General features: G+C 71.7%; 13 protein-coding genes. 2 read left to right on the top strand and 11 right to left on the bottom strand.

The window, feature by feature from the left end; translation table 11 throughout:
- Window positions 1–550: 550 nt before the first annotated feature.
- Complete coding sequence (locus tag AB0K05_RS33305) at window positions 551–1,138, bottom strand: HAD family phosphatase (RefSeq protein ID WP_364234484.1); 588 nt, start codon at window positions 1,136–1,138, stop codon at window positions 551–553.
- Between the two features lie 119 nt (window positions 1,139–1,257).
- On the opposite strand from AB0K05_RS33305, the gene AB0K05_RS33300 reads away from it, so the two are divergent.
- A complete protein-coding gene (locus AB0K05_RS33300; protein WP_364234481.1) occupies window positions 1,258–2,700 on the top strand; it encodes a glycosyltransferase family 39 protein in 1,443 nt (480 codons plus the stop codon).
- Window positions 2,701–2,703: 3 nt separating this feature from the next.
- Here the strand turns inward: AB0K05_RS33300 and tyrS are convergent, their stop codons facing one another.
- Entirely contained in the window at window positions 2,704–3,969 is a 1,266-nt protein-coding gene (gene tyrS, locus AB0K05_RS33295; RefSeq protein WP_364234479.1) for a tyrosine--tRNA ligase, read from the bottom strand.
- A 177-nt stretch (window positions 3,970–4,146) separates the two neighbouring features.
- On the opposite strand from tyrS, the gene AB0K05_RS33290 reads away from it, so the two are divergent.
- The gene (locus AB0K05_RS33290; protein ID WP_219543298.1) at window positions 4,147–4,455 is read left to right on the top strand and encodes a PH domain-containing protein; all 309 of its coding nucleotides are present in this window, start codon (window positions 4,147–4,149) and stop codon (window positions 4,453–4,455) included.
- On the opposite strand, the gene AB0K05_RS33285 is transcribed toward AB0K05_RS33290, so the two are convergent.
- From AB0K05_RS33285 to argC, 9 genes are all read right to left on the bottom strand, one after another.
- Window positions 4,395–5,156 carry a DNA-3-methyladenine glycosylase gene (locus tag AB0K05_RS33285; protein ID WP_345483112.1) on the bottom strand — a complete coding sequence of 254 codons (762 nt, stop codon included), beginning with the start codon at window positions 5,154–5,156 and terminating at the stop codon, window positions 4,395–4,397. The genes AB0K05_RS33290 and AB0K05_RS33285 overlap by 61 nt on opposite strands.
- A 5-nt stretch (window positions 5,157–5,161) precedes the next feature.
- Complete coding sequence (gene argH / locus AB0K05_RS33280; protein WP_364234499.1) at window positions 5,162–6,559, bottom strand: argininosuccinate lyase; 1,398 nt, start codon at window positions 6,557–6,559, stop codon at window positions 5,162–5,164.
- A gap of 67 nt (window positions 6,560–6,626) precedes the next feature.
- On the bottom strand, window positions 6,627–7,826 hold the full coding sequence (locus AB0K05_RS33275; protein WP_148031226.1) for an argininosuccinate synthase: 1,200 nt from the start codon (window positions 7,824–7,826) through the stop codon (window positions 6,627–6,629).
- Window positions 7,827–7,868: 42 nt separating this feature from the next.
- A complete protein-coding gene (locus tag AB0K05_RS33270; protein WP_148031225.1) occupies window positions 7,869–8,375 on the bottom strand; it encodes an arginine repressor in 507 nt (168 codons plus the stop codon).
- Window positions 8,372–9,313, bottom strand: a complete 942-nt coding sequence (gene argF, locus AB0K05_RS33265; RefSeq protein WP_148031224.1) for an ornithine carbamoyltransferase — start codon at window positions 9,311–9,313, stop codon at window positions 8,372–8,374. Before argF ends, AB0K05_RS33270 begins: the two co-directional genes overlap by 4 nt.
- Window positions 9,310–10,479, bottom strand: a complete 1,170-nt coding sequence (locus AB0K05_RS33260) for an acetylornithine transaminase (RefSeq protein ID WP_364234474.1) — start codon at window positions 10,477–10,479, stop codon at window positions 9,310–9,312. The genes argF and AB0K05_RS33260 overlap by 4 nt, the downstream gene beginning before the upstream one ends.
- On the bottom strand, window positions 10,479–11,345 hold the full coding sequence (gene argB, locus AB0K05_RS33255) for an acetylglutamate kinase (RefSeq protein WP_364234471.1): 867 nt from the start codon (window positions 11,343–11,345) through the stop codon (window positions 10,479–10,481). Before argB ends, AB0K05_RS33260 begins: the two co-directional genes overlap by 1 nt.
- Window positions 11,342–12,493: a bifunctional glutamate N-acetyltransferase/amino-acid acetyltransferase ArgJ gene (gene argJ / locus AB0K05_RS33250; RefSeq protein WP_364234468.1), complete on the bottom strand. Its 1,152-nt coding sequence runs from the start codon at window positions 12,491–12,493 to the stop codon at window positions 11,342–11,344. The genes argB and argJ overlap by 4 nt, the downstream gene beginning before the upstream one ends.
- Entirely contained in the window at window positions 12,490–13,512 is a 1,023-nt protein-coding gene (argC, locus tag AB0K05_RS33245) for an N-acetyl-gamma-glutamyl-phosphate reductase (RefSeq protein ID WP_271279870.1), read from the bottom strand. The genes argJ and argC overlap by 4 nt, the downstream gene beginning before the upstream one ends.
- Window positions 13,513–13,592: the final 80 nt, after the last annotated feature.

Raw genomic sequence — 13,592 nt, 5'->3', positions numbered from 1 at the left:
AAAGGAATCCGTCACAGAAATACATGACGGGGTTGTGCATCATGCACTGGCTTTTAACACACTGTTGAGTTCTCAAGAAACGGACGCGTACACCCGCACCGAAGATTATCACCTTCAGCGCCAGGGGCGCACATCTGCTCTTCTCCACTTTATCAGCTGGCCCGATATCCGGTCAAATCCGTTTATCGGTTCATCTGATCAAGATTTTGGCAGTCCCCGGAACTTACCGTGTCATCCTGCGCCTGTCGAATCAACCGATTTATTCGGTGATCACGCCGGACGCCCGAGACAACCCGATCAAGAGCGCATTGCAGCGCTCCGGCCGAGTGGCTTGTTCTCAAGGGACTCTGCCCTGGGGCCCGTCCGCCTGACCGGCGTCCGGCTCACTCCCGGGGCGAGTTATGAGGTTAGGTCGCGATCCGCCAGACGTCAAATCACACGCCGGACGGCCGGCCGGGCTGTCGTCCTCGCGCCACAGCGATGTGGTGCTGAAGGAAGCGTTCTCATCCCCCGAAGCCACCACGCCATGCGTCGGAGGGACGCGGGCCCGCTAACGGATGAGGGCGCGGACCTGGTCCGGTGAGGTGAACAGCTCGGCCGGCATCCCCGCCGCCCGCGCCCCCGCCACGTTGACCTCGTTGTCGTCGAAGAACAACGCGTCCCGCGGAGCCACCCCGAGCCGCGCCGCGCAGATCTCGTACGCCCGCGGGTCCGGCTTGGCGACCCCGATCCGGCACGAGTACGTCAGCGCGTCGAACCGCCCCAGCCAGTCGCCGTGGTTGCGTTCCCACACCGGCACCAGGTCTTCGATGATGTTCGACAGCAGCCCCAGCTTGACCCCGCGGTCGGCGAGCTCGTGCACCAGCGCCACCATCTCCTGATCCACCTGCGACCAGCTCTCCAGATCGGCCGCCGTCAGGGCCGCCACGTCGGCGAACTCCACTCCCAGCCGCTCGCCGACCGCCGCCCAGTACGCACCGGTCTCCTGCCCGGCGTCGTAGGCGGGCCGGCAGCCCCAGTATGCCTCCCAGAACGCCTCGGCGGAGACCCCGCCCAGGTCCACGAGCTGCTGCTTCGCCTCGTCCGTCTGGGTCCGGGCGATGACACCGTACAGATCGAAAACGATTACTTGATTCATGCATCAGAGCCTATGCGCCGTATTCTGCACCGATGATCTCTGCGGCCACACTTGCCCCTGACGCCCCGCCAGTTCCGCGACAGAGTCGCACCCGCGGCAGGCCGTACGCGGAGGGGGTGATGGCCGCGCTGGCCGGTGGGGTGGCGTTCAGCGGGTCGGGCGCGGCGACGCTGAACGGCGACGAGCTGGCCACGATCAGCGCCGCCACCCGCTCGCTGGCCGGGCTGTGGGAGCTGGTCCAGCACATCGACGGCCATTTCCTGCCCTATTACCTGTTCATGCACGTGTGGGCGCTGGCGGGCACGGCGGAGCTGTGGCTGCGGCTGCCGTCGGCGCTGGCGATCGGCGCGGCGGCGGGCCTGCTGGTGGCGCTGGGCAGGCGGCTGCACAGCACGCGGGCCGGGGTGACGGCGGCCGCGCTGCTGGCGGCGCTGCCGTCGGTGTCGTACTACGGGGCGTTCGCGCGACCGTACGCGTTCGCCGCGGCCGCGGTCGTGCTGTCGTTCTGGGCGTTGCACCGGGCGCTGGAACGCTCCGGCCCGCGCCGGTGGGCGGCGTACGGCGCGACTGTGGCGCTGGTCTGCTGCACGCACCTGTTCGCGGTGCTGGTGCTGCCGGCCCATCTGCTGCTGATCCGGCGGGAGACGGCGGCGCGGATGCTCGCCGCGCTGGCGGCGGGGTGCGTGCCCGCCGTGGTGCTGGGCCTCGTCGGGTACGGGGAGCGGCACGCGATCAGCTGGATCCCGCAGCGTGGCCCCGATGTGCTGCTGAAGTTCCCGAAGATGGCGGCGGGGGCGGCCGAGGCCGGGGTGCCGCTGTTCGTGGTCGCGCTGGCCGGGGCGGCGCTGCTGGGGCTGTCGCGGCGGGCGGCCGGGCCGCGGGGCGCCGCGAGCACGGGTCTCCCGCCCTGGCGCTGGGCGGGTGCGCTGCTGGGGTGGCTGGTGCTGCCGCCGCTGCTGTTGCTCGCGGTGTCCCACCTGGTCACGCCGGTGTACGTGGATCGCTACCTGTTCGTGACGGCGCCGGCGCTGGCCCTGCTGGCGGGGCTGGCCGCCGCGCACGCCGGAAGCAGGCGGGTGTCCGTGGCCGCCTGCTGGGCGCTGGTCGCGGTCTGCCTGGCGGCGGGAACGTACCAACATGCGGAGGTCCGGGATGAGAACGGGCGGTTCGAGAACTTCCCGTGGGCCATCTCCCGGATCCAGGCCCAGCCGGGCGACGCGATCGTGTACGGGCAGAGCCAGGTGCGGTCCGGGTTCGACTACTACGGCCCCGCCTACTACGGGCTCGACGGGTACGGGGACGGCTCGATGCCGGAGGACGTGCTCCGGCTCGGCCACGACCCGTCGCCGACCGGCTTCGGCTACCGCGAGCGGAGCGCCGTCGCCGGCGCGCTGCGCGGGCGCGAGCGGGTGTGGGTGGTGTGGCGCGGCACCAAGGCCGCGGGCGACCGTCTGGCCCGGGTGCGGGAGGTCGAGGAGGCCGGGTACGAGCGGGAGGGCTCGTGGCACTCGGCCGACCTGCCGGGCATGACGGTCGCCCTCTACACGAAGGCGGGCGGCTGAGGGTCAGCCGACCTCGACGCCGCCGACCGACTTCTTGCCGCGCCGCAGCACGAGGAAGCGGCCGTGGAGCAGGTCGGCGGCGGCCGGGACGTACGCCTCGTCCGTGATCTTGGTGTTGTTGAGGTAGGCGCCGCCCTCCTTGACCGCCCGGCGGGCGGCCGACTTGGACTCGACCAGCCCGCTGTCGGCCATGAGGTCGACCAGCGACGCGCCGAGCCCGGGGACGGTCGCCTTCGGCACCTCGGCCAGCGCCGCCGCCAGGGTGGAGGCCGGCAGCTCGTCCAGCGAGCCCTGGCCGAACAGCGCCTTGGACGCCGCCACCGCCGCGGCCAGCTCCTGCGGGCCGTGCACGAGCGTGGTGAGGTCCTCGGCGAGCGTCCGCTGCGCCTCGCGGGCGAACGGCCGGTCGGCGACGGCCTTCTCCAGCTGCTCGATCTCCTCCCGGGAGCGGAAGGTGAACACCTTGAGGAAGCGGATCACGTCGCGGTCGTCGGCGTTGAGCCAGTACTGGTAGAACGCGTAGGGCGTGGTCAGCGCCGGGTCGAGCCAGACGGCCCCGCCGGCGGTCTTGCCGAACTTGGTGCCGTCGGCCTTGGTGATCAGCTTGCCGGTGAGGGCGTGCACGTGGGCGCCCTCGACCCGCCTGATCAGGTCGACGCCCGCGGTGATGTTGCCCCACTGATCGCTGCCGCCGAGCTGGAGGGTGCAGCCGTGGCGCCGGTAGAGCTCCAGGTAGTCGTTGGCCTGCAGGATCTGGTAGCTGAACTCGGTGTAGCTGAGCCCTTCGCCGCCGAGCCTGGCCGAGACCGACTCCCGGGCGAGCATCCGGTTGACCGGGAAGTGCTTGCCGACGTCACGCAGGAAGTCGATGGCCGACAGCTCGGCGGTCCAGTCGAGGTTGCTGACGAGCGTGGCCGCGTTGGGGCCCGGCTCGAACGACAGGAACTTCTCCACCTGGACCCGGATCCGCGCCACCCACTCGGCCACCACCTCGCTGGTGTTGAGCGCCCGCTCGGTGCTGCGGCCGCTGGGGTCGCCGATCAGGCCGGTGGCGCCGCCGACCAGGCCGATCGGCCGGTGGCCCGCACGCTGGAAACGGGTCAGGATCAGCAGCGTGGCGAGGTTGCCGACGTGCAGCGACGGTGCGGTCGGGTCGAAGCCCGCATAGACCGTGATCGGACCCTTCGACAGCGTTTCGCGCAGGGCGTCGGTGTCGGTGGTCTGCGCGGTCACGTCGCGCCATTCGAGCTCATCGAGGATGTCGGTCACGATGCTGACTTTCCTGATAGATGGTGAGTGGGTACAGCGTGCCTGATCGCGGCCGGACGCCGCCACTTGGATAATGTCGGCCCCATGTGGAAGGTCCGTCGTGAACTGGCCGTTTTCAAGATCTTAGGGGCTCTGGCGTGCGCGGGGCTCGCAGCGTACTGGTATGCCGACGGTGACGTGCCAGGAGTGGTCCTCGCCGTGCCGGCGGCGGTGCTGCTGGGCGGGATGGGGTTGCGCGACATACTGGCCCCGGTGCGGCTGGCGATGGACGAGAGCGGCATCACGGTCGTGCACGGTTTCGCGGGCAGGCGGCACGTGCCGTGGGACGCCATCCGGGACATCGAGGTGGACGTCCGCAGGCGGTGGGGCCTGCGCAGCGAGATGCTGGAGATCGACACCGGCGACCATCTGCACATCTTCAGCGCTCACGACCTCGGCGCCTCGCCCACGGAGGTGGCCGCGGCGTTGCGCCGCCGCGGCATGTGAGCGCGGTACGGGGAGACGGTCGGATCCCCGTCGACCCAGAACCGCCACGGGGTGTCCTTGGCCGTCGAGATCCCGGTGCGTGGCCCCGACCTGATCGCTCCGGGCTCCGGCGGGCGGCCCTCCAGGACCACCGCCGACCCGGCGGGCCACACCGGCGGGCCGTCGGCCTGCGGCGCGGCGCTGATCAGGCGGTCGACGGCGGGGATCGCGCCGGGCGGGCCCTCCCAGACGGCGTCGACGCCGTTGTGCTCGCGCAGCAGACCGAGCGCCACGGCCAGCCTGGCCGGCCCCCGGCCGAGGTCGCGGTCGGCCACCGGCCTGGGGCCGCCGTCGCCCGCGGGCGCTCCCCTGCCCGACCGCCGGGACCGGGCCAGGCCGACGCCGCCGACCACCTCACCGGCCCGCAGCAGCACCGCCGAGCCCTGGTCCTCGGGCAGGCAGACGAGGTTGGCGCAGAAGTGCATGCCGTAGGTGAAGTACACGTACAGGTGTCCGGGCGGGCCGAACATGACCGCGTTGCGCGCCGTCTTGCCGCGGTAGGTGTGGGCCGCGGGGTCCTCGCCCGGCCCGCCGTACGCCTCGACCTCGGTCAGGCGTACGGCCACGCCGCCGTGCACGATGAGGCGCCCGAGCAGGTCGGGCGCGACCTCGTGGGACGGCCGGTCGAAGAAGGCCCGCGGCAGCGGGGCCGTGCTCAGCACCCCGCTCAGGAGCCGGCCGCCCAGGCCGCCTGGGCGTCGACCGCCTCGCGCAGCGCCACGAGCTGGTCGCGGACGCGGTCGGGGGCGGTGCCGCCGGGGGCCTTGCGGGCGGCGAGCGCCCCCGGCACGTTGAGCACGTCGCGCACGTCGGGCGTCAGGTGCGGCGAGACCTTGACCATCTCGTCGTCGGTGAGGTCGCCGAGGTCCTTGTCGTTGACCTGGCACCACACCACGAGGTGGCCGACCGCCTCGTGCGCCTCGCGGAACGGCACCCCGCGCCGCACCAGCAGCTCGGCCAGGTCGGTGGCGAGGGCGAACCCGTCGGGCGCCGACGCCTCCATCCGGGCGGTGTTGACCCGCATGGTCGAGACGAGGCCGGCCATCGCGGGCAGGACCAGCAGCAGGGTGTCGACCGAGTCGAACACCGGCTCCTTGTCCTCCTGCAGGTCGCGGTTGTAGGTGAGCGGCAGGCCCTTGAGCGTGGTCAGCAGCGCCATCAGGTTGCCGATGAGGCGTCCGGACTTGCCGCGGGCCAGCTCGGCCACGTCGGGGTTCTTCTTCTGCGGCATGATCGACGAGCCGGTGGAGTAGGCGTCGTCCATCTCGATCCAGCGGAACTCCTGCGAGGCCCACAGGACGATCTCCTCGCCCAGCCGGGACAGGTGGGTGCCGATCAGGGCCGCGGCGAACAGGAACTCGGCCGCGAAGTCACGGTCGGCGACCGCGTCCATCGAGTTGGGCGCGGCCGAGTCGAACCCGAGCTCCTGCGCCACCGCCTGCGGGTCGAGCGGCAGCGACGAGCCGGCCAGCGCGCCGGAGCCGAGCGGCGAGACGGCCGCCCGCTTGTCCCAGTCGGTGAGCCGGTCGACGTCGCGGGCGAACGCGTGCACGTGCGCGAGCAGCTGGTGGCCGAACGACACCGGCTGCGCGTGCTGCAGGTGGGTCATGCCGGGCGCGGCCGTCTCGGCGTGCTGCCCCGCCTGCTCCATCAGCGCCGTCTCCAGCTCCACCAGCCGGGAGACGATCGTGCGGGCGTGGTCGCGGAGGTAGAGACGCAGGTCGGTGGCGATCTGGTCGTTGCGGCTGCGGCCGGCCCTGAGCTTGCCGCCGAGCGAGCCGAGCCGCTCCAGCAGGCCGCGCTCCAGCGCGGTGTGCACGTCCTCGTCGGCGACGGTGGGCCGGAACTCGCCCTCCTTGCAGGCGCGCTCCAGGTCGTCGAGCGCGCCGATCATGCGCTGCAGTTCCTCGGCGCTCAGCAGCCCCGCCCTGTGCAGCACGCGGGCGTGCGCCCTGGACGCCGCCAGGTCGTAGGGCACCAGCCGCCAGTCGAAGTGCACGCTCACCGACAGCCGGGTCAGCGCGTCGGACGGGCCCCCTTCGAAACGCCCGCCCCACAGCCGCATCGGCTTGCCATCACTCACCGTCTTCTCCTCAGCCTTCACCGCACGTCCTCCGCGACCTTAGTGCACTTCACCCCTGCTTCGCGTCGCGAGCCGCCGCGATCTTCGAAGGCAGGCTGAACAGTTGTACGAAACCCTTGGCCAGCGACTGGTCGAACGAGTCGCCGGTGTCGTAGGTGGCGAGCGAGAAGTCGTACAGCGACTGCTCGGAGCGCCGGCCCGTGACCGTGGCGCGGCCGCCGTGCAGGGTCATCCTGATGTCACCGCTGACGTACCGCTGCGCGTCGGCGATGAGCGCGTCGAGCCCGCGCTTGAGCGGCGAGTACCACAGCCCGTCGTAGACCAGCTCGCTCCACCGCTGGTCGACGCCCCGCTTGAAGCGGGCCAGGTCGCGCTCGACGGTGACGCTCTCCAGCTCCAGGTGCGCCGTAATGAGCGTGATCGCGCCGGGCGCCTCGTACACCTCGCGTGACTTGATGCCGACCAGCCGGTCCTCGACCATGTCGATGCGCCCGACGCCGTGCGCGCCGGCCCGCCGGTTCAGCTCGTCGATGATCTCGTACGGGGTGAGCGGGCGGCCGTCGAGCTTGACCGGGACGCCCCGCTCGAAGGTGATGACCACCTCGTCGGGCTCGCGCGGCACGGCGGGGTCGGCCGTGTAGGCGTAGACGTCCTCGCTGGGCGCGTTCCAGATGTCTTCCAGGAAGCCGGTCTCAATGGCGCGGCCCCACAGGTTCTGGTCGATCGAGAACGGGTTCTTCTTGGTGGTCTCGATGGGCAGGCCCCTGCGCTCGGCGTACTCGATCGCCTTGTCGCGGGTCCAGGCGAAGTCGCGGGCCGGGGCGACCACCTTGAGCTCGGGGGCCAGCGCCGCCAGCCCGGCCTCGAAGCGGACCTGGTCGTTGCCCTTGCCGGTGCAGCCGTGGGACACGATCGTGCCGCCGAGCTGCTTGGCCGCGGTGACCAGGTGCTTGACGATGAGCGGGCGCGAGAGCGACGACAGCAGCGGATAGCGGTCCATGTAGAGGGCGTTGGCCTGGAGCGCGGGCACGCAGAAGTCGGCCGCGAACTCCTCCTTGGCGTCGACCACCACGGACTCGACGGCGCCGCAGTCCAGGGCGCGCTCGCGGATGGCCTTCATGTCCTCGCCGCCCTGGCCGAGGTCCACCGCGACGGCGATGACCTCGGCGTTCATCTTCTCGGCGAGGAACGGGATGGCCACCGACGTGTCCAGGCCCCCGGAGAACGCCAGGACCACTCTCTCCGTCATTGCTCTGTCTCCATCGATTGCGATAAAGCGTGATAATTCGGTCTAAGTGCGCCGGTCTGCCGCCTTCAGCAGCGCCTCCGCGAGAGCCGGCCCGCCCTGCGGGTCTCGGCTGATGACCAGGATCGTGTCGTCACCCGCGACGGTGCCGAGAATCGACTCCCAGTCGGCGTGGTCGATGGCGGAGGCGAGGAACTGGGCCGCGCCCGGCGGAGTCCTGACGATGACCAGGTTGGCCGAGGCGTCGGCGCTGACCAGCAGCTCCTCCGCGATGCGGTGCAGCCGCGCGGCCGGGGACTCGCCGGTGCCGAGCCTGGCCAGCGGGATCCGCCCGCCGCCCTCACCGGGCAGCGCGTACACCAGCGAGCCGTCCTCGGCGCGCAGCTTGAGCGCGCCCAGCTCGTCGAGGTCGCGCGAGAGCGTGGCCTGGGTGACCTCGACGCCGCTCTCCGCCAGCAGCTTGGCCAGCTCGGGCTGGGAGCGCACCGGCTGGCGCTGGAGCAGGTCGGTGATCTTCGCCTGCCGGGCCGCCTTGGTCATCGGGATCGTCATGGTCTGGTCACCAGCCAGTGGAGCAGCGCCTTCTGCGCGTGCAGCCGGTTCTCCGCCTGGTCCCACACGGCGCTGCGCGGGCCCTCCAGGACGTCGGCGGTGATCTCGTTGCCGCGGTAGGCGGGCAGGCAGTGGAGCACGACCGCGTCTCCGTCGGCGTGTGCCAGCAGCTCGGCGTTGACCTGGTAGGGCATGAGATCGCGGACCCGGTCGTCCTTGCCGTCCTGGCCCATCGACACCCAGGTGTCGGCCGCCACGACCTGCGCCCCCTGGACGGCGGCGACCGGGTCGGAGACGGACACCACGGAACCGCCGGTGGTGGCGGCGATGGCCGCGGCCCTGGCCAGGACCACCGCGTCGGGCTGGTAGCCGACCGGGGCGCCGATCCGCACGTGCATGCCGGCGGTGGCGCCGCCCAGCAGGTAGGAGTTGGCCATGTTGTTGGCGCCGTCTCCCACGTACGCGAGTGTCAGCCCGGCGGTGCGGCCCAGCCGCTCGCGCACCGTCTGCAGGTCGGCGAGGATCTGGCAGGGGTGGAACTCGTCGGTGAGCGCGTTGACCACGGGCACCGCGGAGTTCGCCGCCATGGTCTCGATCAGCTCCTGGCCGCTGGTGCGCCACACGATGGCGGCCACCTGCCGGTCGAGCACGCGGGCGATGTCCTCGACCGGCTCGCCGCGGCCCATGAGGGTGGAGACGCCGTCGACGATCAGCGGCAGGCCGCCCAGCTCGCCGATGCCCACGTGGAAGGAGACGCGGGTCCTGGCCGACGGCTTGTCGAACAGCACCGCCACGGTCTTGGGCCCCTCGAACGGACGGTGGCCGAAGCGGTCCTTCTTCATCTCCGCCGCCAGGACGAGCACCTCTTCCTGCTCGGCCGGCGAGAGGTCGTCGTCCCGCAGAAAGTGCCTGACGTCCGCGTTGTTTCCTGCGGTCACTGGCTCGCCTCCGTGAGAATGTTCGGGAACGCGGCGGTGAAGGCGTCCACCTGGCCGGCCGTCACGACCAGCGGCGGCGCGATCCGCACCGCGTCCGGCTGCACGGCGTTGACGAGGAAGCCCGCATCCTGCGCCGCCTTCTGCACCTTCCCCGAAACGGGCTCGGCGAGCACGGCGGCCAGCCACAGGCCGCGTCCGCGCACCCCCTTCAGCAGCGGGTGCGCGATGGATTCGAGACCGCCGCGCAGCCGCGCGGCGACCTCGTTGACATGGCCGAGGTCCACGTTGTCGAGCACGGCCAGGGCCGCGGCGCAGGACACCGGGTTGCCGCCGAAGGTCGAGCCGTGGTCGCCCTTCTCGAACAGGGTGCCTGCCTCACCGAAGCCGACGCAGGCGCCGATCGGCAGCCCGCCGCCCAGCCCTTTGGCCAGGGTGAGGATGTCGGGGGTGAAGCCGTCGGCCTGGTGGGCGAACCAGTGGCCGGTCCTGCCGATCGCCGACTGGATCTCGTCGGCGACCAGCAGCGCGCCGGTCGCGTCGCAGATCTCGCGGGCCGCCGCCAGGTAGCCGTCGGGCGGCGGCACCACGCCGGCCTCGCCCTGCGTCGGCTCCAGGAACACCGCCGCGCAGTCGCCGGTCACGGCCTCCTTCAGCGCGTCCGCGTCCCCGTACGGGACGAACCGGACGTCGACCGGGAAGGGGCCGAACTGGTCGCGGATGGACTTCTTGCCGCTCAGCGACAGCGCGCCGATCGTGCGGCCGTGGAAGCCGTTCTCGGCCGCGACGAAGTAGGACCTGCCGGTGCGCTTGCCGTACTTGACCGCGAGCTTGTAGGCGGCCTCGTTGGCCTCGGTGCCGGAGTTGGCGAAGAAGACCCGGGCGGGGGCGCCGAGCAGGCCGGTCAGCCTCTCGGCCAGCAGCACCTCGGGCTCGTGCAGGAACAGGTTGCTGGTGTGGGCGATCGTCGCCACCTGCTTCGACACCGCCTCGACCAGCGCGGGGTGGGCGTGACCGAGCGAGACGACCGCGATGCCGGCGATGAAGTCGAGATACTCCCTGCCCTCGACGTCCCACACGCGGGCGCCCTCGCCCCTGGCCAGCGCGACCGGCGGGACGCCGTAGTTGGGCATGAAGACCTGCTCGAACCGCTCGTACAGGCTACTCATCAGGGCACCACCATGGTTCCGATTCCTTCGTTGGTGAAGATCTCCTGCAGCAGCGAGTGGGGCACCCTGCCGTCGAGCACGTGGGCCTGCGGGACGCCGTTGCGCACGGCGGTCAGGCAGGCTTCCATCTTGGGCACCATGCCGCTGGACAGCGTGGGCATCAGCCGCTCGAGCTCGGCCGCGTCGATCTCGTCGATGACGTCGGTGTCGTCCGGCCAGTTGGCGTACAGGCCCTCGACGTCGGTGAGGACGATGAGCTTGTCGGCCTTGAGCGCCACGGCCAGCGCGGCGGCCGCGGTGTCGGCGTTCACATTGTAGATTTCGCCGTCGGCGCCGCGGGCGATGCCGGACACGACCGGGACGCGCCCGTCGGCCAGCAGCGCCTCGACCGTGCCGGGCTCGACCTTGACGATCTCGCCGACCTGGCCGATGTCGACCGGGCTGCCGTCGACGATGGCGCTCTTGCGCTCGGCGGTGAACAGGTGGGCGTCCTCGCCCGACAGACCCACCGCGAACGGGCCGTGGCGGTTGATCAGGCCGATGATGTCGCGGCCGACCTGGCCGACCAGCACCATCCTGACGACCTGCATGGCCTCAGGGGTGGTGACCCGCAGCCCGGCGGTGAACGTGGACTCGATGCCCAGCTTGTCGAGGTGGGCGTTGATCTGCGGGCCGCCGCCGTGCACCACGACCGGCCGCAGCCCGGCGTGGCGCAGGAAGACGACGTCCTCGGCGAACGACTCCTTGAGCGCCTCGTCGGTCATCGCGTTGCCGCCGTACTTGATGACGACGGTCGCGCCATGGAAGCGCTCCAGCCACGGCAGGGCCTCGATGAGCGCGGCTGCCTTCTCCTGCGCGCCCCTCATGTCGAGTACGCCGAGTTCTCGTGGACGTACTCGGCCGTCAGGTCGGTGGTGTGCACCGTGGCGGTGTGCGGGCCGGCCGACAGGTCGACGGTGATCGTGACGTCGCGCGGGCGCATGTCGACCTTGTCGCGGTCGTCGCCGACGGCGCCGCCGCGGCAGATCCAGATGCCGTTGATGGCCACGTTGAGCCGCTCGGGCTCGAACTCGGCGTCGGTGGTGCCGACCGCGGACAGCACCCGGCCCCAGTTGGGGTCCTCACCGTGGATGGCGCACTTGAGCAGGTTGGAACGGGCGACCGCGCGGCCGACCTTGACCGCGTCGTCCTCGGAGGCGGCGCCGACCACCTCGATGGAGATGGCCTTGCTGGCGCCCTCGGCGTCGACGAGGAGCTGCCTGGCCAGGTCGGCGCAGACCTCCGTCACCTTCTGCTCGAACTCGGCAAGGTCCGGCCTGACCCCGGCGGCGCCGCTGGATAGCAGCAGCACGGTGTCGTTGGTGGACATGCAGCCGTCGGTGTCGAGCCGGTCGAACGTCGTGGACGTCGCCCTGCCCAGCACCGAGCCCAGCTCCTCGGCGGTCAGCTCGGCGTCGGTGGTGATCACGCAGAGCATGGTGGCCAGGGCGGGGGCCAGCATGCCGGCCCCTTTGGCCATCCCGCCGACCATGTAGCCGGCGCCGCGCTTGAAGGAGATCTTGGACACCGTGTCGGTGGTGCGGATGGCGTCGGCCGCGTTGAGCCCGCCGTCGCGCGACAGCTTGGCGGCGGCCTGCTCCACGCCGGACAGCAGCGCGTCCATCGGCAGCCGCTCGCCGATCAGCCCGGTCGAGCAGACCGCGATCTCGCCGGCGGAGTCGTCGAGCAGCCCGGCCGCCTTCTCGGCGGTCGCGTGCGTGTCCTGGAAGCCCTCGGGGCCGGTGCAGGCGTTGGCGCCGCCGGAGTTGAGCACGACCGCCCGCAGCCGCCCGCCTCGCAGGACCTGCTGCGACCACAGCACGGGCGCCGCCTTCACCCTGTTGGCGGTGAAGACGCCTGCGGCGGCGCGGCTGGGCCCGTCGTTGACGACGAGGGCCAGGTCGCGGGCGCCGCCGGACTTGATGCCGGCGGCCACGCCCGCGGCCCGGAAGCCTAGGGGGGCGGTCACGCTCATGGAGCTACTCCATTCGTGGGGAGACCGAGCTCTTCTGGCAGGCCGAGGGCGAGGTTGGCGCTCTGGATCGCGCCTCCGGCCGTGCCCTTGGTGAGGTTGTCGATGGCGATGACCGCCAGCACGCGGCCCGCCCGCTCGTCGAGCGCCACCTGCAGGGCGGCGGTGTTGGCGCCGTAGGTCATCGCGGTGGCGGGCCAGACGCCCTCCGGCAGCAGCGTCACGAACGGCTCGGCGCGCAGCGCCTCCTCGTACGCCTCGCGCAGCGCGGCCCCGGTGAGGCCGGGCGCGGCCGGGGCGGTGCAGGTGGCCAGGATGCCGCGGCTCATCGGGGCGAGCGTGGGCGTGAAGGAGACCCGCACCGGGACCCCCGCGGCCGCGCTCAGCCCCTGCTCCATCTCGGGGGTGTGGCGGTGGACGCCGCCGGCGCCGTAGGCGCTGACCGAGCCGATGACCTCACTGCCGAGCAGGTTGGGCTTGAGCGACTTGCCGGCGCCGCTGGTGCCGCTGGCGGCGACCACCACGACGTCCGGCTCGGCCAGGCCCGCGGCGAACGCGGGCGTCAGCGCGAGCAGGACCGAGGTGGGGTAGCAGCCGGGCACCGCGATGCGGCGGGCGCCCTTGAGCACCTCGCGCTGGCCGGGCAGCTCCGGCAGCCCGTAGGGCCAGGTGCCCGCGTGCTCGCCGCCGTAGAACTCCTGCCAGGCGGCCGCGTCGGCGAGCCGGTGGTCGGCGCCGCAGTCGACGACCAGCGTCTCGTCGCCGAGCCGGGCGGCGATGGCCGCCGAGTGGCCGTGCGGGAGCGCGAGGAAGACCACGTCGTGGCCGGCGAGCGTCTCGGGCGTGGTGTCTTCGATGATCCGCCCGGCCAGCGCCGGCAGCTGCGGCTGGTGGGCGCCGAGCGGGCTGCCCGCGCTGGAGGCGGCGGTGAGCGCGCCGATCTCCAGTCTCGGGTGGCCGAGCAGCAGGCGGAGCAACTCGCCGCCCGCGTAGCCGCTGGCTCCGGCGACCGCTGCTCTCATGCCTGCCTCCTGCATAGTCATGCATCTTACCTCATGGATTTACTTTTTAAGAGGATGCACCGCAGGGGATGAACATGCAA

The organism is Nonomuraea sp. NPDC049486 (genome assembly GCF_040676925.1).
GTDB classification, from domain to species: domain Bacteria; phylum Actinomycetota; class Actinomycetes; order Streptosporangiales; family Streptosporangiaceae; genus Nonomuraea; species Nonomuraea ferruginea.
Note: the sequence above shows the minus strand (reverse complement) of the source record. Positions and strands in the feature narration are given on the sequence as shown.